This is a genomic window from Microbacterium sp. 22303 (assembly GCF_052045265.1).
GTDB lineage: Bacteria > Actinomycetota > Actinomycetes > Actinomycetales > Microbacteriaceae > Microbacterium.
This window is the reverse complement of record NZ_JBQEOQ010000001.1, coordinates 610,073-634,538: the sequence shown is the minus strand read 5'-3', so window position 1 is coordinate 634,538 and position 24,466 is coordinate 610,073. Positions and strand designations below refer to the sequence as shown.

21 protein-coding genes and 1 tRNA gene are annotated in these 24,466 nt (G+C 69.1%); 9 read left to right on the top strand and 13 right to left on the bottom strand.

Going from position 1 to position 24,466, the window contains the following annotated elements; genetic code table 11:
* Window positions 1-21 precede the first annotated feature (21 nt).
* Window positions 22-621, top strand: a complete 600-nt coding sequence (locus tag ACTJI8_RS03070) for a TetR/AcrR family transcriptional regulator (protein WP_440731930.1) — start codon at window positions 22-24, stop codon at window positions 619-621.
* On the top strand, window positions 618-2,423 hold the full coding sequence (locus ACTJI8_RS03065; protein ID WP_440731929.1) for an alpha/beta fold hydrolase: 1,806 nt from the start codon (window positions 618-620) through the stop codon (window positions 2,421-2,423). The genes ACTJI8_RS03070 and ACTJI8_RS03065 overlap by 4 nt, the downstream gene beginning before the upstream one ends.
* Before the next feature lie 84 nt (window positions 2,424-2,507).
* On the opposite strand, the gene ACTJI8_RS03060 is transcribed toward ACTJI8_RS03065, so the two are convergent.
* A complete protein-coding gene (locus ACTJI8_RS03060) occupies window positions 2,508-2,714 on the bottom strand; it encodes a CsbD family protein (protein ID WP_440731928.1) in 207 nt (68 codons plus the stop codon).
* Between the two features lie 147 nt (window positions 2,715-2,861).
* Between ACTJI8_RS03060 and ACTJI8_RS03055 the strand changes: the two genes are divergently transcribed.
* Window positions 2,862-3,179, top strand: coding sequence for an ArsR/SmtB family transcription factor (locus tag ACTJI8_RS03055; RefSeq protein WP_440731927.1), 318 nt, complete (start codon window positions 2,862-2,864; stop codon window positions 3,177-3,179).
* The gene (locus tag ACTJI8_RS03050) at window positions 3,176-3,700 is read left to right on the top strand and encodes an SRPBCC domain-containing protein (protein WP_440731926.1); all 525 of its coding nucleotides are present in this window, start codon (window positions 3,176-3,178) and stop codon (window positions 3,698-3,700) included. Before ACTJI8_RS03055 ends, ACTJI8_RS03050 begins: the two co-directional genes overlap by 4 nt.
* A gap of 51 nt (window positions 3,701-3,751) precedes the next feature.
* Here the strand turns inward: ACTJI8_RS03050 and ACTJI8_RS03045 are convergent, their stop codons facing one another.
* Together ACTJI8_RS03045 and ACTJI8_RS03040 are read right to left on the bottom strand one after the other, a co-directional pair.
* Window positions 3,752-5,029 (bottom strand): alpha/beta fold hydrolase, encoded by a 1,278-nt coding sequence (locus ACTJI8_RS03045; protein ID WP_440731925.1) that lies wholly within the window; start codon window positions 5,027-5,029, stop codon window positions 3,752-3,754.
* Window positions 5,029-7,029, bottom strand: a complete 2,001-nt coding sequence (locus tag ACTJI8_RS03040) for a DUF262 domain-containing protein (RefSeq protein ID WP_440731924.1) — start codon at window positions 7,027-7,029, stop codon at window positions 5,029-5,031. The genes ACTJI8_RS03045 and ACTJI8_RS03040 overlap by 1 nt, the downstream gene beginning before the upstream one ends.
* 174 nt (window positions 7,030-7,203) lie before the next feature.
* On the opposite strand from ACTJI8_RS03040, the gene ACTJI8_RS03035 reads away from it, so the two are divergent.
* Window positions 7,204-7,977, top strand: a complete 774-nt coding sequence (locus ACTJI8_RS03035) for a hypothetical protein (protein ID WP_440731923.1) — start codon at window positions 7,204-7,206, stop codon at window positions 7,975-7,977.
* A gap of 180 nt (window positions 7,978-8,157) precedes the next feature.
* Window positions 8,158-8,658 (top strand): DUF3145 domain-containing protein, encoded by a 501-nt coding sequence (locus ACTJI8_RS03030; RefSeq protein WP_440731922.1) that lies wholly within the window; start codon window positions 8,158-8,160, stop codon window positions 8,656-8,658.
* Window positions 8,659-8,943: 285 nt separating this feature from the next.
* Here ACTJI8_RS03030 and ACTJI8_RS03025 read toward each other — a convergent pair whose 3' ends face one another.
* From ACTJI8_RS03025 to ACTJI8_RS02990, 8 genes are all read right to left on the bottom strand, one after another.
* A complete protein-coding gene (locus tag ACTJI8_RS03025) occupies window positions 8,944-10,185 on the bottom strand; it encodes a beta-ketoacyl-[acyl-carrier-protein] synthase family protein (RefSeq protein WP_440731921.1) in 1,242 nt (413 codons plus the stop codon).
* 135 nt (window positions 10,186-10,320) lie between these two features.
* Window positions 10,321-10,569 (bottom strand): acyl carrier protein, encoded by a 249-nt coding sequence (locus ACTJI8_RS03020; protein ID WP_045270633.1) that lies wholly within the window; start codon window positions 10,567-10,569, stop codon window positions 10,321-10,323.
* A 61-nt stretch (window positions 10,570-10,630) separates the two neighbouring features.
* The gene (locus ACTJI8_RS03015; RefSeq protein WP_440731920.1) at window positions 10,631-11,629 is read right to left on the bottom strand and encodes a beta-ketoacyl-ACP synthase III; all 999 of its coding nucleotides are present in this window, start codon (window positions 11,627-11,629) and stop codon (window positions 10,631-10,633) included.
* Complete coding sequence (locus tag ACTJI8_RS03010; RefSeq protein WP_440731919.1) at window positions 11,626-12,561, bottom strand: ACP S-malonyltransferase; 936 nt, start codon at window positions 12,559-12,561, stop codon at window positions 11,626-11,628. Before ACTJI8_RS03010 ends, ACTJI8_RS03015 begins: the two co-directional genes overlap by 4 nt.
* 109 nt (window positions 12,562-12,670) lie before the next feature.
* Window positions 12,671-13,897: a PucR family transcriptional regulator gene (locus tag ACTJI8_RS03005; protein WP_440731918.1), complete on the bottom strand. Its 1,227-nt coding sequence runs from the start codon at window positions 13,895-13,897 to the stop codon at window positions 12,671-12,673.
* Between the two features lie 13 nt (window positions 13,898-13,910).
* Window positions 13,911-16,634 carry a pyruvate dehydrogenase (acetyl-transferring), homodimeric type gene (gene aceE, locus ACTJI8_RS03000; RefSeq protein ID WP_440731917.1) on the bottom strand — a complete coding sequence of 908 codons (2,724 nt, stop codon included), beginning with the start codon at window positions 16,632-16,634 and terminating at the stop codon, window positions 13,911-13,913.
* A gap of 124 nt (window positions 16,635-16,758) precedes the next feature.
* A complete protein-coding gene (locus tag ACTJI8_RS02995) occupies window positions 16,759-17,520 on the bottom strand; it encodes an IclR family transcriptional regulator (protein ID WP_440731916.1) in 762 nt (253 codons plus the stop codon).
* 14 nt (window positions 17,521-17,534) lie between these two features.
* A complete protein-coding gene (locus ACTJI8_RS02990; protein WP_440731915.1) occupies window positions 17,535-18,968 on the bottom strand; it encodes an aromatic amino acid lyase in 1,434 nt (477 codons plus the stop codon).
* Window positions 18,969-19,090: 122 nt separating this feature from the next.
* On the opposite strand from ACTJI8_RS02990, the gene ACTJI8_RS02985 reads away from it, so the two are divergent.
* Window positions 19,091-20,419: an MFS transporter gene (locus ACTJI8_RS02985; RefSeq protein ID WP_440731914.1), complete on the top strand. Its 1,329-nt coding sequence runs from the start codon at window positions 19,091-19,093 to the stop codon at window positions 20,417-20,419.
* Between the two features lie 48 nt (window positions 20,420-20,467).
* Here the strand turns inward: ACTJI8_RS02985 and ACTJI8_RS02980 are convergent.
* Window positions 20,468-20,540, bottom strand: a tRNA-Val gene (locus tag ACTJI8_RS02980).
* A 42-nt stretch (window positions 20,541-20,582) separates the two neighbouring features.
* Here ACTJI8_RS02980 and ACTJI8_RS02975 point away from each other — a divergent pair.
* On the top strand, window positions 20,583-21,713 hold the full coding sequence (locus ACTJI8_RS02975; protein ID WP_440731913.1) for an aminotransferase class V-fold PLP-dependent enzyme: 1,131 nt from the start codon (window positions 20,583-20,585) through the stop codon (window positions 21,711-21,713).
* A 27-nt stretch (window positions 21,714-21,740) separates the two neighbouring features.
* On the opposite strand, the gene ACTJI8_RS02970 is transcribed toward ACTJI8_RS02975, so the two are convergent.
* Window positions 21,741-23,975 carry a heavy metal translocating P-type ATPase gene (locus ACTJI8_RS02970; RefSeq protein ID WP_440731912.1) on the bottom strand — a complete coding sequence of 745 codons (2,235 nt, stop codon included), beginning with the start codon at window positions 23,973-23,975 and terminating at the stop codon, window positions 21,741-21,743.
* A gap of 70 nt (window positions 23,976-24,045) precedes the next feature.
* On the opposite strand from ACTJI8_RS02970, the gene ACTJI8_RS02965 reads away from it, so the two are divergent.
* The gene (locus tag ACTJI8_RS02965; RefSeq protein WP_440731911.1) at window positions 24,046-24,450 is read left to right on the top strand and encodes a YchJ family protein; all 405 of its coding nucleotides are present in this window, start codon (window positions 24,046-24,048) and stop codon (window positions 24,448-24,450) included.
* Window positions 24,451-24,466 lie beyond the last annotated feature (16 nt).

The following is a 24,466-nucleotide window of genomic DNA, read 5'->3' as shown; positions in this document are numbered from 1 at the left end:
GACCGGTCTATTCTTGTGCGCATGGCATCAAAGGGAGACCTCACGAAGGCACGGCTCACAGAGTCCATGCTCGAACTCATCCAGACCAGCGGCTACAGCGGCACGGGCCTGAACGCGGTGACAGACCACGCCGCGGCACCCAAGGGATCGATCTACTTCCACTTCCCTGACGGGAAGGAAGGCCTGGGCGTCGCCGCGGTCGAGCTCGCCACGACGCAGTTCGAGACCTTGATCGCGGAGGCTGCCGAGTCGGCGGACGGCGCGGCTGCGACGGCCCGCGTCGTGATCGAGGCATTGGCGGACATCGTCAGTGAAAGCGACTTCCGGCTGGGTTGCCCGGTCTCGGTGGTCGCTCTCGAGATGGGTGCGGAGAGCGAGCGGATCCGACAGGCGTGCGCGACGGCCTTCACGTCCTGGATCACGCCGACGGCCGCGCTCCTCGAAGCCGGAGGCATCGGCGCCGAAGAGGCCCGTACCCTCGCGACGGTCGTCGTCTCCACGATCGAGGGAGCGGTGATCGTCTCCCGTGCCATGCGGAGCGTCCAACCCCTGATCGCGGCCGCCGACGTCGTGGCGACGCTCATCGAGCAGCGCATCCAGGCTGAGGGGATCACGCGATGACCGCGCAGGAGGCGCCCCGTCACGCGCTGGTCTTCGGGGCCTCGGGGTTGATCGGCCGGCACCTCGTGCTGACCCTCGCGGAGTCCGGTGCGAACGTCACCGCCGCGGTGCGGAGTGCCGCATCTGCAGCACGCGTCGAACGATGGCTGAGCGAGCACGGTCTGACGCGCAGCATCAGCACGACGATCGTCGACTTCGATGCGCCGGAGATCGTCTCCGGCGGTGCCGCGGCGTTCTCGTCCGTCACCGAGATCCACAACTGCGCAGGCTCCTACCGGTTCGGTATGCCCGCCCAGGAGGCGCGCGACGCGAACGTCGGCATCGTCGAGAAGCTGATCGAGTTCGCCGAGGGGCTTCCCGAGCTGCAGCGCGTCGTCCACATCTCCGGCTACCGGGTCGGGGGACAGGATCCTGCCACGGTCCCGTGGTCGGACGCACATCGTGCCGCGGTCTACAAGGAGCTCGGCGGCTACGAGGCGTCCAAGGTGGAATCCGACGCCATCTTCCAGGCCGAGGCCAACGAGCGCGGGATCCCGTGGACGATCGTCAATCCGGCGAGCGTGATCGGCGACAGCGCGACGGGGGAGTCCGATCAGCACATCGGGCTGGCCACCACGATCGAGCAGATCTGGGACGGGACGGCGACCGCGCTGCCCGCGGGCAGGGGCACGTTCCTGCCCGTTCTCACGGTCGACTATCTGGCGGCCTTCATGGCGGCGGCCGCGATCGACCCGGCGGCTGTCGGCACAGCCTACTGGGTGCTCGACGACGACACCCCGCCGCTGGCGGAGCTGCTCACGCACGTCGGCCGGCACCTCGGCGCGAAGGTTCCGTGGCTGCGCGTGCCCGTCGGTGTCATCAAGCGGCTTCCGTCGCGCATCACCAAGGCGGATCCCGAGACGCTCGGCTTCCTGTCGGACGACCGCTATCCGACGACATCCGCGATCGAGCTGGCGCAGCGGAACGGGATCCGCACGCCGGACGTCCTGGTCTCCCTCGATCGCTGGGCCGACCATCTGGCGGCGCATCGCTTCGGCCGTGCCGGGGCCGACGACCGGAGGTTCGTGGACGTCGGCGGGCTGAAGACGTTCGAGCTCGGCCGGCGCGACGCCACCCGGCTGATCCTCCCGGGGCTGCCCGTCAACGCCGACACCTGGACCGAAGTCGCCGAGGCCGTCGATGCGCGCGCCCTGGACCTCCCGGGCCTCGGTCTCAGCGGCGGCACCGGAGTGCGGGACTGGGATCGGTGGCTGCCGGGCCTGCTGGGCGAGGAGCCCGTCGAGATCATCGGCCATTCGCTCGGTTCGGCCGCGGCGGTGCTCGCGGCCGATCGGCTCCCGGGCCGGGTCACGTCGCTCACTCTGGTCGCGCCGTTCTTCCTCCAGCCCCGGGCCGGAGTCTCAGCGAGCCTGCGGCCGTTCGTACGCGCCTACCTGCGCCGCATCGACCCGGTGCGGCTGTCGTTCCGGCTCACCGGGTCGGACGCGAGCGCAGCCGCTCTCGAGTCCACCGTCGGCGATCTCAAGCGCAGCGGGGCTGCGAGGGTCGCTGCGCAGCTCGCCCTGGCGAGTTCGGCCCGGTGGCGGTCCGAGCTCCGAGAGGTGCTCGGGCGATTCGACGGCCCGATCCGCATCATCACGGGAAGCGAGGATCCGCTCGATCCCAGAGAGGAGGAGATGCTCAGGTCGCGTCCGAACGTCGAGCTGATCTCGGTGCCCGGTGCCGGACACCACCCGCAAATGACGCACGGGCATGCTCTTGTCGATGTGCTGACGGGATCGTTCGACGGCGCCCGGGTGTGACGCACGCAGACGAGTCAGCGTGATGTCGCGTTCGCCCCGCCGGGCATCGGGGAGATGTCCGGCGGGGCGGCGCGTCTGTTCGTATCAGCGGTCCATCGCGTCCTTGATGTGCTCGCCGGCGTTCTTCGCGTCGTCCTTCAGGTGCTCGCCCGCCTCCTTGAGGTCGGCCTTGGCCTGATCCATCCGGCCCTCGTTCTCGAGTTCCTCGTTGTCGGTGACCTTGCCGGCCCCCTCTTTGACCTTGCCGGACATCTTCTCCGCCGCGTTCTTCACGTGGTCTGCAGCGCTCATGTGCGCGTCTCCTCTCGTGTGTCGTGGATCTCACGTTCACAGGACGGCGGATCGAACACCACGGGGTTGACGAGCGCACGCGACGCCGCTACGTTCCGCCCGAATGTAACCTTGTGGGTACGTACCCGATGCGGTACGTTCAGGGCCATGGACGCCGTACTGCAGGCCCTCGCCGACCCGAACCGGCGCGTCGTGCTGGACATCCTGCGGGATCACGATGCGACCGCGGGGGAGCTGGCCGATGCGCTGCCGATCGCGCGGCCGGGAGTGTCCCGCCACCTGCGGGTGCTGCGCGAAGCGGGTCTGGTCGACGTGCGACAGGATGCACAGCGGCGCATCTACCGGCTGCGGCCGGAAGCGCTCGCCGACCTCGACGAGTGGCTCGAACGGTACCGCGATCTGTGGACGCAGCGACTCGACGCCTTGCATACCGAGATCGCCCGAGGGAAGAAGGACAGGACATGATCATGACCGGCACGATGTGGGAGCTCGACGACGCCACGGGCGCGATCCGCGTGGAGGACGTCTACGACACCGACGTGGACGACCTGTGGCAGGCGTGCACGGATCCGGAGCGCGCGGCGCGCTGGATCGCCCAGTTGGCGGGCGACTTCCGTCCGGGTGGCATGCTGCGCGCCACCTTCACGAGCACCTGGACCGGATCCATGCGGATCGACGTCTGCGAGGCTCCGCATCACCTTGTCATCACCCAGGAACCGGGCACGGACGAGGAGACGGTGATCGAGGCCTGGCTGTCCGCTGAGGGGGAGAGATCCCGGCTGGTCGTCGAGGAACGCGGATTGGGCGTCGGAGTGCTCCACTTCCACGCCGCGGGATGGCAGGTGCATCTCGAAGACCTCCGGCGTGCGCTGGAGTCAGGCGCGACAGCGCATCCGACCGGGTGGTCCTCGTCCCAGCCGGCGCCGGCCTGGAAGGAGCGCTGGCAGGCACTGCTGCCCGGCTACGAGGCGGTGCGCGCCGGCTGACGCCGCGCGCACCGCTCCCGTGCGCCAGCGTCGGGGTCAGGTCGGCGGGGGTCAGCGCACCCGGCGGTCGTGGGCGAGGTCGACGAGGTGCTCGAACACGCGCCCGGCGCGCAACCCGTTGTGCTCGTGCTCGCTCGTGACCCACAGGCGCAGATCCGGAAGCAGCGCCGCGGTCTCCAACGAGTACTCGATCGGAACGTACGGGTCATTCACGTAGACGGAGGCGGCGCCCTTCACACCGGATGCGGCCAGCGCCGCGGGATCGTAGATCGCGGGCCATTCGTGGTCGGCCAGGGTCAGTGCGACCTCACGCCACGGCTGGAAAGCCGGGACCGTCTCCGTCCACTCGCGACGGATGTGCTCGCCGGTGAACAGCGTGACATCCTGGACGAAGTCGTCGGGCTCGACGCGCTCGGCCGACCAGTCCGTGACATGGCCGTTCGCATAGCTGGACTCGTGGAAGACGAAGTACAGCGGGTTGCGACCGCCGAACGGCATCGCGCTCGCGAGGTCGTAGCGGAACGCGTTGCTCGACGGATCCAGTTCGAGAAGCTGCCAGAGCGTCTGCCAGCCGTCGTTGGTGCCCAGGGCGGATCCCACCGAGCGCAACCGGGACGGCGAGACGACCTCGCCGCTCGGCAGCACGATCTCGCCGGCCGATGCGAGATCCACCAGGCGGCGCATGCGTTCGCGGTGTTCGGGGAAGCGCCGGTAGTACCGCTCCGACGCATCGCGCATCTTGTCGTAACAGAGCGCGTACACCTCGTCTGGACTGCGTGTCACCGTGCTGAGGCCGCCGGTCAGGTACGCCCGATCGATCGACGAGGCATCGGTGGAGAGGTACGCGAGAGTCGTGAATCCGCCGAACGACTGCCCGAGGACGTTCCAGCGGTCAACTCCCAGATGCGAACGCATCGCCTCGCAGTCCCGCACGATCGCATCCGCGCGCAGATGGGTGAGGTACTCCGCCACCGTCTCCGACCCGAGGGACAGGATGCCGTCGCCGACCGGGGTGGACCGACCGGTGCCGCGCTGATCGATCATGACCACGCGGTGGTGCTGAAGGGCCTGATCCAGCCACGACGGCGCCGCCGGCGCATGAAGCGCGCGGGGCGCCTCGGAACCGGGACCACCCTGGAGGAAGACCAGATAGGGGAGATCCTCTCCGCCCTCGCGTGCGACGACGGAGGCGAATACGTCGATCGTGCGGCTGTCGGAGGGATCCGACCACACGAGCGGCACGGTGAGGGTGTGCTCCTCGACGGCGAGGTCCATCATCCGGCGGCGGATCACAGTGCTCTCGAAAGGAGCGGCGGCAGAGATCGTCATCACATCACATTCCCGATGTAGGAGTACTTCACGAACACTTCCGCGGCCAGGCCCGACTCCTCCAGGAGGCCCTGCACCGCGCTCATCATGTACTTCGCGTCCCACCCCATGTAGAGGAAGTGGCCCTCGTCCAGCTCGTCCCAGGTCCCGTTCCACGCCTTCTCGTCGTAGATCGGCCCGCCGTTGCGGTCGTTGAACGCGTCGAGAGCGTCGCGCGTGTCCGTCCAGCCGCGCCGGAAGACGCGGTTGAACAGGTACTTCACGTCCGGAACCTCCCAGCGCTCACCGCGATACTCGACGTAGTCGAACTCCCGCTCCCATCCGGTCGGCCAGCCGCGCCGTCGCACGGCGTCGAGGATCGGGGTGAGTCCGTCGTCGTCGATGTCCACGACGGCGGGTCGGCGCCACACCTGCACGAACGCGTCGGTGAGCGCGGCCGTCCGCTCCGCGATCGCCGCGGTGCCCCACGCGTCGAGACCGGCGAGGGCGGTGTTCTCATCGACCCTGCTGCGGCGGTAGGCATCGCGCTTGTCCGGGAACGACGCGCCGTAGACGCGTTCGGCGAGAGGCTCCTCCAGCAGGGTCAGGTTGCCCAGCGTCCCGGCGAGGGCGCGGTGGCTGTTCTGCTCGTCCTCGGAGTACTCGCTCCATGCACGCACGCCGTCGCCGGACCAGGAGTCGTGCGGCGCGGTCGGCACGATGTGCTCGACGTCGAAGCCACCGGGGTCGGCGACGCCTTCGATCCGGCCCAGTACGTACAGCGCGTGAGGGAGGTCGGTGAACTTCAGCGCCACCCGGATCCGCTCGTCCGACGGCGTGATCCGGGCGAAGGCGCGCAGCAGCTCCTCCGGTCCCTGTGCCCTGGCACGGCAGAGTCGGGCGATGAGACGGTCGTTCGGGATGCCGACGACCGCGCGGCGCAGCAGCATCGACTGCATCCGCTCCAGCGTCTGCACCAGTTCGTCCTTGGAGATCACGCCGAGCTGGTGGTCGCGATAGGCGCTGAGCACGAGCGGATACGTGGAGCGCCCGAAGGTGTTGATGTAGACCAGCTGCCGCCGGATCTCCGGATCCCGCTCCTGCGAGGGATTCAGCAGCATCCGGTAGATGTCCGAGAACTCCCGCCACACGCTCGCCTGCGCCGGCAGGTCCTCCATGCCCATGTGCGGGAACTCATGCCGGAACGCGCTGTAGACGCCGTGCTCGCCATCGACGGACACCTCGCGGCCGGTGGTCATGATCAGGAAGTGGCGCCAGAATGCGCCGATCGCCTCGCCCGTGTTGCGCTCGATCGGCAGCCAGAAGTCCTCCTCGACCTGCTGCTGCTGCGCGTGCGAGAGCCCCATGAGGATGTAGTTGTGGATCAGCTCGTGATCGCGCAGCGGCTCTCCGGTGGAGTTGAGGCTCTCGAAGATCTGCTGCGCGTTGGCGGCTTCGCCGAGGGTGATCGAGACGTGCTCGAGCTTCTGCAGCCCTCGCCAGATCCGCGGCGCCTCGTCGGCGTGCACCTGGGACCGGAAGAACGCGTAGTTGTCGTCGAAGCGCGACTCCGGCTGGTCGGCGCCGCGCCGGTCCAGCACGACGGACTCGAACAGGCCGGCCCAGGCCTCATGCGGGCGGAGCTTGGTGCGGTGCGCGTCGTCGGGTCGCACCAGCACCCGCGCCAGCTCGTCGGCGAGCTCCTGATCGATCTCGCGCACCGCGTGGTGCAGGGCCGCGATGAGCAGCATGAGCGTCGTGATGCGCTGCTGACCGTCGATCAGGATCAGGTCGGCGTCCGGGTGGGCATGGTCCTCGGCGGAGAGGATCGAGCCGATGAAGTGCCGATGCGCGTCGTCCTCGTCCGCCACGGCGCGGATGTCGGACAGGAGCTTCTCGCAGCCGCCGATGTCCCAGCGGTACTGGCGCTGGTAGACCGGCACGACGATCGTGGTCGCGGGGGAGGAGAGCCACTCGATCGTTGAGACTGCGGTTGCTTCGACGTTCGTGGCCGTGCTCATGCTGCTGGGCTTCTCCTCGGATCGCGTGCTGCCGGGACCAGTCTATTCAGCGACCGGAGGCGCCTGGATATTCACGGCCGGCCCTCCGGGTGCGTCGAAGGCGCGCTGTTAGGCTGTCCTAAGAAGGGCCTGTTAAAACGTGCTGGCCCCTTTATGAAAGGACATGACTCGCTCATGGCATACATCAAGTCCGCCGCCCTCGAGGACAAGGGCTTCGTCGTCCTCGACAGCTACAACCAGGAGCTCGACCCCAAGGAGTGGCTCGACATCGAGTACAACGACTGGAAGTCCTCGGGTGACACCCGTTTCGCTCCGCTCGCCTCCGCCAAGGGCGAGATCGAGTGCAACGGCTTCTGGAACCACGTGCCCCCGCGCACCGACAAGGACGGCGTCTGGATCGACGCGCAGACCTCGAAGGCCCCGAACCTGACGCGCCGTGCGCAGGAGCCGGGTGCGAACGTCGGTCGCTGCCGTGTCATCGAGCTGCAGCCCACGCCCTACGGCGAGTGCCTCTACAACCTGCACCAGGACGACAACAACCGCCTCAACCCTGACGGCACCGGCTGGGTCGTGCGCGGCTTCTTCAACCTCACCGACGACAAGGACAGTTACTTCGTCCTGCGCGAGAACCGCACCGACCCGAGCGTCGAGTACCGCATCGCCCTTCCGGCCGGCGCGCAGCTGATCGTCGACACGCAGCGCCTCTGGCATGCCGCCACCCACAACGGCACCGAGCCGCGCTACTGCCTCATCACGTCGTGGACCTCCGGCCCCGAGCTGGACGCCTACATCGAGAAGTACCACGGCACGGACGAGGTGGAGAACTACCCTGTCGACCAGGCGACCCTCGACGCCGGCTACGAGGAGCAGGCCCGCCGTGACGCGGCCCGCGCCGCGTACTACGCCGCGAAGGGTCAGAAGGAGAAGATCGCGATGAGCGAGGCCTGAGCCTCCCTCGTCCTATAGACGGTCCTCGGCGCTTCGGCGCCGGGGACCGTTTCCTTTTCGCAATGAGTTACACAGTTGTGATTTCGCCGATGATCAGTGAGAATGGGCCCATAACCGCATAACGCCGTGCTTCGCGGATCAGGTCGTAGGGGAAGACGCACCTGATGAAACGGAGAGACCATGGCTGCACAAGCACGCGGAGTGGTGTACATCCACTCCGCACCGCGCGCGCTCTGCCCGCACCTGGAATGGGCGGTCGGACGCGCTATCGGGCGCGCCGTCAACTTCGAGTGGACCGAGCAGCCCGTCCTCGATGGCGCCCGCCGGGCCGAGTTCTACTGGGACGGTCCCGTGGGCACGGGCGCCGCTCTCGCGACCGCGATCCGCGGCTGGGAGCACCTCCGGTTCGAGGTGACGGAGGATCCGACCCCGCGCAGTGACGGAGGCCGGTGGCTGCACACGCCCGACCTGGGTGTGCACTATGCGCAGACCGACGCTGCAGGCAACATCGTCGTCGGCGAGGACCGGATCCGCTACGCCATGGAGATCGCCGCCGGCAGCCCGATCGAGCTGCAGCGCGAACTCGACGTCGCACTCGGATCCGCATGGGACGAAGAGCTCGAGCCGTTCCGGCATGCGAGCGACGACGCCCGCGTGGTCTGGCTCCACAAGGTGGGATAGGCCGCTGCGCTGGCGGTTAGGTTGACCGCGGCGCTGGCGGGTCGGAAAGGACTCGTGTGATCCGGTCTCCGGGGTCCGAGGGATCGAGGGCACCGGATCACACGAAGGGACGGGGATCGGAGGAGGCGCGATTATCGGGGGTCGGAGAGCAAGGACCCGGAACCCGAGAAAGCGTATCCCCGGTCCTGGGCCGGAGAGATAACAGAACAGCACAACCGAAAAGAATGAGAATCGCCCCGACCGCTTCGATGAGGAAGCGACCGGGGCGATTCTCGTCCGTGCGGATCAGCCGTCGTAGGAGCGGAACGCGACGACCGCGTTGTGCCCGCCGAAGCCGAACGAGTTGCTGATCGCGAGCTGCGGGCCGTCGCCGAGCGGCTGCGCCTCACCGGAGAGCTTGAACGGCACCGCCGGATCCGGCTCGGTCATGTTGATCGTCGGCGGAGCCACCCGGTCGCGCAGCGCGAGGATCGTGAAGACCGCCTCGAGCGCGCCCGTGCCGCCGAGCAGATGCCCGGTGGACGCCTTGGTCGCCGACACCGGGATCTCGTCGATCCGGTCGCCGAAGACGCGCTTCAGGGCGCCGTACTCGTTCGGGTCGCCGACCGGGGTCGACGTGGCGTGCGCGTTGATGTGCGTGACCTCGTCGGGGGTCGCGCCGGCCTGTGCCAGCGCCTGCTCCACGGCGCGGGCCGCGCCATGGCCCTCGGGGTCGTTGCCGGTGATGTGGTACGAGTCCGCAGAGACGCCTCCGCCCACCACGTAGGCGTAGATCTTCGCGCCGCGGGCCTTGGCGTGCTCCTCGGTCTCCATGACCAGGGCTGCGCCGCCCTCGCCCATGACGAAGCCGTCACGGTCGATCGCGCCGGGGCGCGAGGCGTGCTCGGGGTCGTCGTTGCGACGAGACAGGGCCTGCGCAGACGCGAACGAGGCCATGGTGATCGGGTGGATCGCGGACTCCGCGCCACCGGCGATGATGACGTCGGCGAGGTCGTCCTGCAGATGCTGGTAGGCGTTCGCGATCGACTCGGTGCTGGAGGCGCATGCGCTCACGACGGTGCGCGCGAAGGCCTTCGCACCGAAATGCAGCGACAGGTTGCCCGCGCCCGCGTTGGGCATGAGCATCGGCACGGTGAGGGGCATGACCCGGCGCGGGCCCTTCTGACGCAGCGTGTCCCAGGCATCCAGCAGGGTCCACAGGCCGCCGATGCCGGTGGCCCAGTCGATGCCGAGGCGCTCCGGGGCGATGTCGGGGGCTCCCGCGTCGGCCCAGGCCTCGCGGGCGGCGATCATGCCGAATTGCACCGAAGGATCCAGGCGCTTGGCCTCGTGCCGGGGAAGGACCTCCTCCGGGCGGACGGACGCCTCCGCAGCGAACGTCACCGGGATCTGGTAGGTCTCGATCCAGTCGTGGGTGAGGGTGTGCGTGCCGGAGACACCGGCGAGCAGGTTCGCCCAGTTCTCCGGGGCGGTGCCGCCCAGGGCGGACGTGGCACCTATGCCGGTGACGACGATGCGCTTGGTCATGCGTGTTCCTTCTCGGGGATCGGGTGGGTGCTGCGATCGACCGGTTGCTGAGCCTGTCGAACGCTCAGGGGTCGTTGGGGGCGGAAGAGGAGGATGCCACGCCCCGCAGAAGCGCGGGGGTGGCATCCGCGGGTGTCACTCCTGGCCGGCGACGATGAAGCTCACGGCGTCACCGACGGTCTTGAGGTTCTTGACCTCGTCGTCGGGGATGGTGACGCCGAACTTCTCCTCGGCGTTGACGACGATCGTCATCATGGAGATCGAGTCGATGTCCAGGTCGTCGGTGAAGGACTTCTCCAGAGCGACCTCCGAGGCGTCGATGCCGGTCTCGTCGGTGATGAGCTCTGCAAGGCCAGCGAGGACCTCGTCGTTGCTGAAGGCCATGATTTCCTCTTTCTTTGGATGGTTGGAACCGGTGAACAGTCTAGGAGTCGGCGGCGCCCGGTCAGGGGAGCACGACGACCTGCGCGCCGAACACCAGGCCGGCGCCGAAGCCGATCTGCAGGGCGAGTCCGCCGCTGAGCTCGGGGTGCTCCTGCAGCAGGCGGTGCGTGGCGAGCGGGATCGACGCGGCAGAGGTGTTGCCGGTGGTCTCGATGTCGCGCGCGATCACGGTCGTCTCGGGCAGCTTCAGTTGCTTGGCGAACTCGTCGACGATGCGCATGTTGGCCTGGTGCGGGATGAAGGCGGCCAGATCCGATGCCTCGACGCCGGCCTGTTCGAGCGCCTGCTTGGCGACCTTGGCCATCTCCCAGACAGCCCAGCGGAACACGGTCGGGCCCTCCTGGCGCAGCGTCGGCCAGGGCGCTTGCCCATCGCGGAACTCGGTGAGGGTGTGGTTCATGCCGACCGCGTCGGCCTTCGAGCCGTCCGAGCCCCAGACCGTGCCCGAGATGCCGGGGAAGTCACTGGGGCCGACAACGACGGCGCCGGCCCCATCGCCGAGCAGGAACGAGATGCTCCGGTCAGTCGGGTCCACGACATCGGAGAGCTTCTCGGCGCCGATGACGAGCGCATACCGAGCGGCGCCGGCGCGGATCAGGGCATCCGCCTGGGCGACGGCGTAGGCGTAACCGGCGCAGGCCGCGTTGAGGTCGTAGGCGGCGGCCGGGTTCGCGCCGACCCTGTCGGCCACGATCGCCGAGACGGAGGGGGTCTGCTTCGGGTTGCTGATCGTCGCCACGATCACGAGGTCGATGTCGGACGGCGCCACGCCGGACTTCTCGATCGCCTCGATCCCGGCGGCCGTGGACAGATCGATCGCGTCGGTGGTCGGCAGCGCACGGGCACGTGTGACGATGCCGGTGCGCTGACGGATCCACTCGTCGCTCGAATCGATCGGGCCGATGAGGTCTTCGTTCGGAACGGCGTTCTCCCCGCGGGCGGCGCCCACGGAGTAGATGCGGGTGTACGCGGGGCCGGTGGCCTGCTTGAGCGTGGTCATGCTGCTTCTCCGTTGTCGTCAGCGCCGTTCAGCAGCGCGACCGCCGCGTCGAGGTCGTCCGGGGTCTTCACAGCGACGGCGGGAACGCCGCGCAGCCCGCGCTTGGCAAGACCGGTGAGGGCGCCTGCCGGGGTCAGCTCGATGAGGCCGGTGATACCGCGCTCGGCGAATGAGGCCATGCACAGGTCCCACCGTACGGGGGAGGAGACCTGGGTGACGAGGTTCTCCAGCGCCGTGGCGCCGTCTGCGAGGACGGATCCGTCCTTGTTCGTCCAGAGCGTCACCGTCGGATCTGCCGCGTCGACGCCGGCGACGGCTTCGCGCAGCGTGTCGACGGCGGAGGCCATGTAGTGCGTGTGGAACGCGCCGGCGACCTGCAGCGCGATCACGCGGGATCCGCGCACGGGGGCCTCGGCCAGTGCCGCGAGGGCAGGCAGGGCGCCTGCGGCGACGATCTGACCGCCGCCGTTGTAGTTGGCAGGGGTGAGGTCGAGGTCGGACAGCAGCGCGAGCACGGCCTCCTCGTCGCCGCCCAGGACGGCACTCATCCCGGTCGGGGTCCTGCCTGCGGCGTCGGCCATTGCGCGGCCGCGGATGCCGACCAAGCGCATCGCGGTCTCGGCGGGGATCACGCCGGCACCCGACACGGCGGCGAACTCGCCGACCGAGTGGCCGGCGATCCCGTCAGGGCCGCGGCCCGCGCGCTCCTGCAGGGCCTTCGCGGCCACCAGCGAGGCGGCGACGATCAGAGGCTGCGCGATGCGGGTGTCGCGGATCGTGTCGGCGTCGGAGACGGTGCCGTGTTGGATCAGGTCGACCTCGGCGGCCTCCGAGTACGCGGCGAGGTCGTCGGCGACACCGTCGAGCTCGAGCCAGGGGGAGAGGAAGCCGGGGGTCTGGGAGCCCTGTCCAGGGCATGCGAAGACGATCACGTTCCCAGTCTGCCAACGATCCGCCGGTTTCGGTGGCTCAACCCTCACAAGAATCCGCAGATCGGTTATCTGAGACGTACAACGCGTTCGGTATCGCGGCGTCGAAGGATCAGCGCGGGCGACGAGGACGAAGTCCGCGCCGGACCGGATCCGCCGTGCCGATCGTGCCGAGCACGAGCGCGGTCTGCAGGATGAAGGCCTCACGCGGACCGGTGGCGTCCCAGCCGATCACCTCGCTGATGCGCTTCAGGCGGTAGCGCACGGTGTTCGGGTGCACGAACAGCTCCCGCGCGGTCGCCTCGAGGGAACGGCCGTTGTCGAGGTAGCTCCACAGCGTCGTGACGAGGTCGGTGGAGTGGTCGTGCAGCGGACGGAACACGCGCTCGATGAGGGTCTGCTTGGCCAGCGGGTCGCCGGCGATCGCGCGCTCCGGCAGCAGCTCGTCGGCGTCGACGGGCCTCGGCGCGCCGCGCCAGGCGCGCGCCACGGCGAAACCGGCCAGGGCGGCACGGGCGCTCTGCCCGGCGTCGACGAGTGCGGCGACGGCGGGGCCGACCACCATGTGCCCCGGCCCGAAGGAGGGCTCAAAGGTGCGGGCGATCTCCGCGAAGGAGAACTCAGCGGGCTCAGTGCCGTCGGTGGCGTCGTCCGTGGCGGCGGGCTTGGCGCGCCCGACCACCAGCACGAGTCGTGACCCCTGCACGCCGATCAGCACGTCGACCGCCAGCTTGCGCGCGGTGCGGCGCACCTGGTCCACATCGAACTGCGGCGGTGTGGTTCCCACGATCACGCAGACCTCGCCGTGGCCGTGCCAGCCGAGGGCGGCGATGCGGCTGGGCAGCTCCTCGTCGGCTTCGCCGGTGAGGATCGAGTCCACGACGAGCGCCTCCAGGCGCGCGTCCCACAGCCCTCGGGCCTCGGCGGCGCGCGCGTACACATCGGCGGCCGCGAAGGCCACGTCGCGCGAGTACAGCAGGATGGCGTCGCGCAGGTGCTGGCCGTTGCCTGCCACGCGCTCCTCTGTCACCTCGACGGTGACGCGGATGAGCTGCAGCGTCTGCTGCAGGCTCACGCTGCGCAGCAGCTCACGCGGTGCGGCGGCGAAGATGTCCGCGGCGATCCAGGGGGTCGACGTGGGGTCGTCGTACCACTGGATGAACGAGGTGATGCCCGCCTGGGCCACCAGCCCGACGGCGGAGCGTCGGGCCGGTGGCATCTCGGCGTACCAGGGCAGCGAGTCCTCGAGACGCTGCAGGGTCGCCGTGGCGAGATCCCCGGAGATGCGGCGCAGCCACGCCAGCGTCTCCTCCTTGGTCATCTCGGGAGGTCTGCTCATCGTGCCGCTGGCATCAGCTGTCGCCACCGGCGTTGCCGCTGGTGCCGGCGTTCACGTTGTACAGGTCGTACTTCGCGATCGCCTGTCCCACGACGGAGCGGTCGATCCGCCCCTCGTCCGCGAGCGCCTGCAGAGCGCGGACGACCATGGACGGGCCGTCGATCTTGAAGAAGCGGCGAGCGGCGGCACGCGTGTCGGCGAAGCCGAAGCCGTCGGCGCCCAGCGTGTAGTACGCACCGGGGACCCACTGGCGGATCTGGTCCTGCACCGCGTGCATGTAGTCGCTCGTCGCGATGAACGGACCCTGGGCGTCCTTCAGCTTCTCGGTGAGGTACGCCGTCTGCGGCTCCTGGTCCGGGTGCAGGAAGTTGTGCTCGTCGACGGCCAGGCCGTCGCGACGCAGCTCGGTCCACGAGGTGACCGACCACACGTCCGCGGACACGCCCCAATCGGCGAGCAGCAGCTCCTGTGCCTCGATCGCCCACGGCACACCGACGCCCGAGGCGAGCAACTGCACGCGCTGCCCCTCGCCGGATCCGACGGAGATGCGGTGCAGACCCTTCCGGATCCCCTCCGCGTCCACGTCCGCAGGTTCTGCCGGCATCCGCATCGGCTCGTTGTACACCGTCAGGTAGTACATGACGTCCGGGTTCGGGTGGGTGCCGCCGTACATCTGCTCGATGCCGGCCTGCACGATGTGCGAGACCTCGTAGCCGTACGCCGCGTCGTAGACGAGCGTGGCGGGGTTGGTCGAGGCGAGCAGCGGGGACTGGCCGTCCGCGTGCTGCGTGCCCTCGCCGGTCAGCGTGGTGCGACCGGCCGTGGCGCCGATGATGAAGCCGCGGCCCATCTGGTCGCCGGCCGCCCAGAACGCGTCGCCGGTGCGCTGGTAGCCGAACATCGAGTAGAAGATGTAGATCGGGATGAGCGGCTCGCCATGCGTGGAGTACGCCGTCGAGGTGGCGGTGAACGCCGCAGCCGCGCCGGCCTCGTTGATGCCCACGTGCATGATCTGCCCCTGCGGGCTCTCCTTGTACGCGAGCAGCAGCTCCCGGTCGACCGCAGTGTAGTTCTGGCCGTTCGGGTTGTAGATCTTCGCCGTGGGGAAGTACGCGTCCATGCCGAACGTGCGCGCCTCGTCGGGGATGATCGGGACGATCCGCTCGCCGAAGCCCTTGACCCGCATGAGGTCCTTGACCATGCGCACGAAGGCCATGGTCGTGGCGACCTCCTGGTTGCCGGATCCCTTCTTCGGCAGCGCGTAGTCCTTGTCCTCGGGGAGGTTCAGGCCGACGTGAGTGCTGCGGCGCTCGGGGAGGAAGCCACCCAGGTCGCGACGGCGTTCCAGCATGTACTGGATCGTCTCGTCGTTCTGTCCCGGGTGGTAGTACGGCGGACGGTACGGGTCGGCCTCGAGCTGCGCGTCCGAGATCGGGATGTGCATGGTGTCGCGGAACAGCTTGAGGTCGTCCAGCGTCATCTTCTTCATCTGGTGGGTTGCGTTGCGGCCCTCGAAGTGCGGACCCAGGCCGTAGCCCTTGACGGTCTTGGCGAGGATGACGGTCGGCTGGCCCTTGTGCTCCATCGCTGCCTTGTAGGCGGCGTACACCTTGCGGTAGTCGTGGCCGCCGCGGCGCAGGTGCCAGATGTCGTCGTCGGAGTAGTCCTTGACCAGGGCGAGCGCGCGCTCGTCGCGGCCGAAGAAGTTCTCGCGCACGTAGGCGCCGCTCTCCGCCTTGAAGGTCTGGTAGTCGCCGTCGGGCGTGACGTTCATCAGGTTCAGCAGGGCGCCGTCGGTGTCGCGGGCGAGCAGGTCGTCCCACTCCCGGCCCCAGACGACCTTGATGACGTTCCAGCCGGCCCCGCGGAAGAAGCTCTCCAGCTCCTGGATGATCTTGCCGTTGCCGCGGACAGGGCCGTCGAGGCGCTGCAGGTTGCAGTTGATCACGAAGGTGAGATTGTCCAGACCCTCGTTCGCGGCCACCTGGAGCTGGCCCCGCGACTCGACCTCGTCCATCTCGCCGTCGCCGAGGAACGCCCACACATGGGAGTCGTTCTGCTTGATGCCGCGGTTGGCGAGGTACTTGTTCGTCATCGCCTGGTAGATCGCGTTGATCGGTCCGAGGCCCATCGACACGGTCGGGAACTGCCAGAACTCCGGCATCATCCGCGGGTGCGGGTAGGAGGGAAGGCCGTTCGGGGCGCCGGACTTCTCCTGGCGGAACGCGTCGAGCTGCTGCTCGGTGATCCGGCCCTCGAGGAAGCCGCGCGCGTACATGCCGGGGGAGGCGTGGCCCTGGTAGAAGATCTGGTCCCCGCCGGCGGCGTCATCGCGCCCGCGGAAGAAGTGGTTGTGGCCGACTTCGTACAGCGAGGCGGCCGAGGCGTAGGTGGAGATGTGACCGCCGACGCCGATGCCGGGCCGCTGCGCGCGGTGCACGGTGATCGCGGCGTTCCAGCGGATCCAGTGCCGGTATCGGCGCTCGAGGTCCTCGTCGCCGGGGAAGGCGGCCTCGTTCTCCGGGGCGATGGTGTTGATGTAGTCCGTGGTCGGGACCATCGGCACGCCCAGATGCAGGTCCTTCGAGCGCTTCAGCAGGCTGAGCATGATCTCGCGGCCGCGGCCGTGGCCCTTCGCGTCGACGAGTTCGTCGAGCGATTGCTGCCATTCGCTGGTCTCTTCGGGATCGCTGTCGAGCGGGCCCTGGGAGTACGGATCCTGGTCGTGAACAGTCACAGGAGGCCTTTCGTCTGTCTGGCAGGTCATGCCAACGAAATCGGGATGCGGCGCCGGGGAGGCTTGTCGACTCCGCACAAAAGACGCGCGGATCTCAGCCTAGCCCTCCCAGCGGTCAGGCCGGTTATCGAAGGTCTGCGTCCGCCGTCGTCGGTGCGGAGTGCTCGGGGCGGAGTACCGCAGTCAGGTTCTGCGCGGCGTCGCGCACGAGCCCGCCGAGCTGCTGAACGCGATCCGCACCCATGCGGAAACTCGGCCCGACGATGCTGAGGGCCGCGACGACGGCGCCCTCGCTGTCGAGCACGGGAGCCGCGATGACGGTGGCGTCGGGCGCGGACACCGCACCGAGAGTCACGAACCCGGTGTCCGGCGTCTCGCCGTCCAGCACGGCGCCGACCGCCGAGCCGTCCATCTGCACCGTACGGCCCGCCCATCCGGCGAAGCCGACGTGCCGGATCGGCTGGTCGCTCTGCACCTCACGCAGATAGATGCAGCTGCGCCCGGGGCCGCGAACGGTCAGGTAGCTCGACTCTCCGCTGAGGTCCGTGAGCCGTTGCAGCACCTCTGCGGAGCGCTCGAAGAGGTGCTCCGCGGTGGCGGGTTCTGCGTCGAAGCGCGAGCGGGCGAAGCGGTGACCGGAGACGTAGCCGCCGTCGGCTGTGCGTGCGACATAGCCCCAGTGCTCGAGGGCGCGCAGCGAACGCATCGTCGTGCTCGTGGGCAGACCGCTCGCGCGCGCCAGCTCGGTGAGCGGCTGGGGTCCCGTCTCGACCACGATCGTGAGCAGCTCGAGCGCCCTGTGCACGGAACGGGGACCCGAACCCGAGTCGAGCGCCTCAGCTCTCTCCTCCGCGGCAGGCACCCCGCCGGGTCCGATCGTGCTCATCGATGCTCCTCCGTTTACTCGTGCGACTCACCGAGCCGAATCCTATCCAGCGCCGACGCGGTGTCGGCGAGTTCACTGCTCAGATCGCGATCCTCGAGCCCGCCGTGCCTCTCCGGCAAACCCCGCAGCAGGTCTTCCGCACCGGGCAGGCGACGCAGGGCGACCGCGAAGCAGGCGAGCATCGTACGGTAGCTCTCCGTCGCGAGACGGAGGCGCCGCACCGCCTGCGGCGTGAACGGTGCATGCTCCTCGGCGCCGAGCGAGAGATGCACGCCATGACCCCCGTGCGCGGCTGCGAGGTCCCGGATGTCGGCGAGCGCCGCGGCCGCGACGTACTCCAGCATCATCGCCCCCGTCGCATCGGGAGTTCCGTCGCCGAGGAACTCGGCCTGACCGGTGTAGCGGGGGTTCATGAGCAGCCCGAGCCGCGCGAGGAGCAGGCTCGCGTCCTGAGCGAGGGCGCGCAGCGCCGTACCGCAGGCGAGTTCCAGGTCGACGGTGTAGAAGTTGCCGGTGTGCGCGACCTGCTCCTCACGGATGAACACGCGGGGGTTCTCGTGCGCACTGTTGACTTCGGCCAGCATCGCATCCCGGCAGCGCTCCCAGGACAACCGCACGGAGCCGAGCGACTGCGGCAGCAGGCGCATCGAGAAGGGGTCCTGCACTCGCGCGCTGGGGCCGGTGTCGGAGGGGGCGAGCCTGGTCGCGGCATCGCGCATCGCCGGGTAGCGGTCCGCGAACGCCGCCGCCGCGAAGTGCTCGGCCGTCGTCCGAAGTGTTGTCGCGGTGGCGGCACCGAGCACCATCGCCGCATCGATCGCACGATCGAGATCGACGAGCGTGAGCGCCGCATCGGCGAGTGTCAGCGCACTGCTGCTCATGAACGGAAGGCCGTCGGAAGCGGCGAACGGACCGGAGGGCTCGTCCGCGGTGATCTGGAGCGCAAGGGCCGCGAGCGCGCCGAGATCGCCCGTGCCGAGCGCGCCGCCGAAGGCCACCGTCGGCGGATCCTCGCGGGTCGTCGCGGCGAGCAGGGCGCCGGCGAGCGCCGGGCTGACGCCGGATCCGCCCTGCGCGAGCTGGTTGGCGCGGATGAGCAGCATCGCCCGTACGCGCTCGGCGTCGACGGCAGGACCGTATTGGAGCGCGTGGCTGCGCCAGAGGCGCAGACACGACGCCCTGTCGCGCACGACGGCGACGCTGCGCCGCGCGCCGACTCCCGTGGAGAGACCGTAGACCGGGCGCGTCTCGGCGAGGTGCAGCAGGGTGTCGTGGGCAAGAGCGATGGCATCAACGGCCGCCGCCGAGTATTCCGCGCGCGCGCCATCTTCGGCGAAGACGCGGATGTCGTCCAACTGCAGCGGCTGGTCGCCGAGCACGATCGTGACGCCTGCGGACGCCGCCGCAGGCGCGGTGGCTCGATTCGACCGCCCCTTCGCGTCGATCATGGGACTCCTTCCGACGGAGCGCTTCGCACTCGGGTCTTGACATTCTGGCAGTCACCAAGTTTCATGTGGTGAACAATCACTATTTCACTACATGGGAACACAACGTGGCAAGGGAGCTGCTGATGAATTCCGCCATCACCGACGAGGCCCAGGAGCCGGTCCCCGAAGGGAAGATCGCTCTCGATCAGATCCCGTTCGGACGGTTCCACTTCAAGGTCACGATGATGACCTTCGGCGCCAACTTCTCGGACGGCTATGCGCTGGGGATCATCGGCGGCGCGTTGCCCCTGCTGTCGCAGCAGTGGCACGTCGACGGGTTCTGGCAGGGCATGCTGGCGAGCTCGGCGCTGATCGGCCTGTTCTTCGGATCGTTGATCCTCGGCCGGATCAGCGACCGGATCGGTCGGCAGCGCGTCTACGTCTTGAACTTCATCCTGATCGCCGCCGCATCCCTGGCGCAGTTCTGGGCACCGAACGTCGAGACGATCTTCGTGCTTCGCCTGCTGATCGGCTTCGGTCTCGGCGCGGACTACGCCGTCGGTCCGACGCTCCTGTCGGAGTTCGCGCCGCGCAAGTCCCGCGGCCTTATGCTCTCCTCGTTGACCGTGCTGTGGACCGTCGGCTATGTCATCGCCAACGTGATCGGCGCCTATGTGAACGTGGGCCCGGACACCTGGCGCTGGCTTCTCGCCTCAGGATTCATCCCGGCTCTGTTCGTCCTGATCGTGCGCATCGGCTCACCCGAGTCGCCGGGCTGGCTCATCAGCAGGGGGCGCGGCGATGAGGCCGCAGCGATCGCGGAGAAGTATCTCAAGACGGGGAACATCTTCATCCCGGCAGCTCATGTCGAGGAGAAGAGCAGCTACCGCGAGCTCTTCAGCCCCGCGCTGCGCAAGAGCACCTGGTTCGGGATCCTGTTCTACACCTGCCAGGTGCTCCCGTACTTCGCCATCTACACGTTCGTCTACACGATCCTCGAGGCGATGAAGGTGTCGGACGCGAACGTGCAGAACCTGCTGATCAACATCTTCCTGTTGGCCGGTGGCGTCGCGGGCCTCTGGGCGATCGTGCGATTCCCGCGCAAGGCCTTCACGTTCTGGACGTTCGTCATCATGACCGTGATGCTGGCTCTGCTCGGGCTCCTCGCGGAGGCGTCGCCGTGGCTGATGCTCATCCCGTTCGTGGTCTATTCGTTCGTGATGTCCGCGGCGTCGAACATCACCCAGGTGTACCCGCCCGAGCTCTTCCCGACGCATCTGCGGGGGAGCGGCGTCGGCCTGCTCAACGCGACCAGCCGCATCGGCTCGGCGATCGGGACATTCCTGCTGCCGATCAGCTTGGAGAAGTGGGGAGTGTCCGTGTCGATGTACTGGCTCGCCGGGGTGCTCGCACTCGGCGCGCTGGTCACCTGGCTGTGGGCGCCGAAGACGGAGGGCAAGAGGCTCGTCTGATCGATGGGCGCCTCGCGGCGTCGCGCGTACGGGCGACGCCGCTCGCGGTGCGCCCAGAGAGACTCGAACTCCCGACCACATCCGTGTAAAGGACGTGCTCTACCAACTGAGCTATAGGCGCGTTCCCTCCAGCCTAGCGGGAGCGGTGTGCCAGGCTGAGCGCATGAACCTTCCGCACGACGATGTCGATCCCGACGGCCTGCTGGAGTACTCGGTGGTCTTCACGGACCGCTCCCTGAACCACATGTCCGCGCGATTCGTCCGCGTGATGCAGAGCGTGCAGTCCGATCTGCGGGCCGCCTATGGTGCGACGACGACGGCGATCGTCCCGGGTGGCGGGACCTACGCGATGGAGGGCGTCGCTCGCCAGCTCGCCACCGGGCGCCGCTGCCTCATCGTGCGCAACGGACTGTTCTCCTACCGCTGGTCGCAGATCCTCGATGCCGGCGACATCGCGCACAACACGGTTGTGTGCGCGGCGCGCCCGGATTCCGATGGCGCGCAGGCTGCCTGGGCCCCCGCACCGATCGACGAGGTGGTCGCCGCGATCCGCGCCCAGCGCAGCGAGGTCGTCTTCGCACCGCACGTCGAGACGGCGGCGGGGATCCTGCTGCCCGATGACTATGTGCGCGCTCTCGCCGACGCGGTGCACGAGGTCGGCGGGCTGTTCGTCCTGGACTCGATCGCGTCGGGTGCCCTCTGGGTGGACATGGCAGCCCTCGGCGTGGACGTGCTGCTGAGCGCTCCGCAGAAGGGGTGGAGCGGATCACCCGGCGCCGGTTATGTGATGCTCGGCGACGCGGGTCGCGAGGCTGTGACGTCGCGCACGTCGACGAGCTTCGCCATGGACCTGGCGAAATGGTTGTGGATCTCCGAGGAGTATGTGGCGGGCCGTGCGCCGTACCACGCCACCATGCCGACCGACACGCTCGCGCACAACGCCGCACTCATGACCGAGACCCGCGAGCGGGGCTTCGAGGCGCTGCGTGCCGCTCAGTGGGACCTCGGCAGCCGGGTGCGCGCCCTGCTGGCCGAGCGTGGTCTGCCCTCGGTGGCCGCGGAGGGATTCGCCTCGCCGAGCGTCGCCGTGGTGCACACCACGGAGCCGGGACTGCGCACCGGAGCGCTGTTCCGCGAGCAGGGGCTGCAGATCGCGGCCGGTGTGCCGCTGCACTGCGGAGAGCCGGAATCGTTCTCGACGTTCCGGATCGGGCTGTTCGGTCTCGACAAGCTCGCGGATGTGGACGGCACGGTCGATCGTCTGGCAGGCGCTCTGGACCGGATCGGACTCTGAGTCCGATCCGGCCGGGCCACCGGACATTCAGTGCGAGCCGTGCTCCGGTGAGGCGGCGACGCTCTCGGGCCGCAGGTCGAGCCGGCGCAGCAGCTGCGCGTTGAGGGCGACGACCACGGTGGAGACCGACATCAGGATCGCACCGACCGACATCGGCAACAGGAAGCCGATGGGGGCGAGCACGCCCGCGGCGAGAGGCACGGCGGCGAGGTTGTACCCGGCCGCCCACCACAGGTTCTGCCGCATCTTGCGGTAGGCGGCCCGCGACAGCTCGATCGTCGCGACCACCGAGCGCGGATCCGAGCTGGCCAGCACGACCCCGGCGGATCCGATGGCCACGTCGGTGCCGGCCCCGATCGCGATGCCCACGTCCGCCGTGGCCAGTGCGGGGGCGTCGTTGACACCGTCGCCCACCATGGCGACCACCCGTCCCTCGGCCTGCAGCTCGGCGACCCGCGCCGACTTGTCCTCGGGGCGCACGCCCGCGAAGAACCGCCGGATGCCGAGTTCCGCCGCCACGGACGCGGCGACCGCCTCGGCGTCGCCGGTGATCATGACGACGTCGACGCCGCGCTGCTGGAGTGCCCGCACCGCATCGCGGGACTCCGGCCGGATCGCATCGGCCAGTTTGAGAGCTCCGGCGAGCCTTCCGTCCACGAGCACGTGCAGGATGATCGCACCCTCGGCACGCCACGCCGACGCCTCGGGCATCTCCGCCGCGCCGGTCTGCGCGAGCAGCCCCGGTCCGCCCACCTCGACGCTGCGGTCGTCGACGACGGCCCGGACACCGAGCGCCGGCTCGGAGCGGAATCCCGACACGGCGCCGCGGGCCAGACCGCGGTTCTCAGCGGCCGTGCGGATCGCCGTGGCGAGCGGGTGCTCGGAGTCGGACTCTGCAGAGGCGGCGGCGCCGAGCACCTCGTCCTCGGTGAAGCCCGCCGCGACGGCGATCCCGATCACAGCGGGAGCACCCTCCGTCAGCGTGCCGGTCTTGTCGAACAGCACGGCATCGACCTGGCGCATCCGCTCGAGGGCCATCCGGTCCTTCACCAGGATCCCGCCGCGCGCGGCCCGCTCCGTCGCGATCGAGACGACCAGCGGGATCGCCAGGCCGAGTGCATGCGGACAGGCGATCACGAGCACGGTGATGACCCGGACGACGGCGGCGTCGGGGAGGCCGATCGCGGTCCACACCACGGCGGTCACGATGCCGGCGATGAGGGCGAACCAGAACAGCCAGCCCGCGGCGCGGTCGGCGAGGCGCTGCGCCCGGGACGAGGACGACTGCGCTTCAGCCACGAGCCGTCCGATGCCCGCAAGGGCGGTGTCGGCACCCACCGCCGTCACGCGAGCGCGCAGGGCCGAGTCCGTCGCGATCGTGCCGGCGACGACATGGTCGCCCACGGTGCGTGGCACCGCGCGCGACTCGCCCGTGATCATGGACTCGTCGACGGTGGCGGATCCCTCCGCCACCACCGCATCCGCGGGCACGCGTCCGCCGGGGCGGATCAGGACGACATCGCCGACCCGGAGCTCCGCCGGTGACACGAGCTCCACGTCGTCGCCGACGACGCGCTCCGCCTCATCGGGCAGGAGTGCGGCCAGTGAGTCGAGGGCGGATGTCGTCTGGGCCAGGGAACGCATCTCGATCCAGTGCCCGAGCAGCATGATCACGACGAGGAGGGCGAGTTCCCACCAGAAGTCGAGTTCATGGTCGAGGAGTCCGAGAGTCGCACCCCAGGAGGCGAGGAAGGCGACGGTGATCGCGAGCGCGATCAGCAGCATCATCCCCGGACGCCGTGCGCGCAGCTCGGAGATCGCGCCGGCCAGGAACGGCTGTCCGCCCCACGCGTACAGCACGGTGCCGATCGCCGGCGGGATCGCCCGCACGACGAGGGCGTCGGGAACGTGGTATCCGACGAGCATGGCGAACATGGGGGAGAAGGCGACGACGGGGACCGCCAGCACGAGCATGATCCAGAACAGGCGTCGGAATCGCGCGACGTGATCGCCGTGCCCGGCGTGGCCCGAGTGGCCGTCGTGATCCGAGTGGCCGGCATGGCCCGAGTGACCGGCGTGGCCCGAGTGGCCGGCATGGCCCGAGTGGGCGTGCAGTTCCGCGTGATCGATGTCGCCGTGATCCGTAGGGGAGTCGTGCATCTGCGTGTGATCCGTCGGGGTCGGCGTCTCGTGCGCCGTTCCATGACCGTGCGTCGCGATGCCGTCGGCGTGGGGGCTGCCGTTCTGCGTTCGTTCGTCCATGATCGGACCAACCATATACCCCCTAGGGGTATTCCGAAGGGTATCGACATCAACGAATAGGCTGGACGGGATGAGCGATGGATCGATGGCCGGAAGGGCGGCGCAGCGCTGCCCCTGCGGCAGCGGCGACCTCTTCGAGACCTGCTGCGGTCCGATCCTCGCGGGGCGACCTGCGCCCACCGCGGAGCGTCTCATGCGCTCCCGCTACACGGCGTTCGTGGTCGGCGATGCCGCGTACCTGCTGCGCTCCTGGCATCCGACGACCCGGCCGGCGCAGCTGGACCTCGACGCGCATCTGCGCTGGCTCCGCCTCGACATCCTCGCGAAGCACGCTGGAGGGCCCTTCGACACGGAGGGCATCGTGGAGTTCGAAGCGATCCACCGGGACGCGACGGGTCGTGGCGTGCTGCATGAGCGCAGTCGCTTCGTGCGCGAGGACGGCCAATGGCTCTACGTCGACGGCGACGTGTCCTGACGCGGGATGCGCGCGC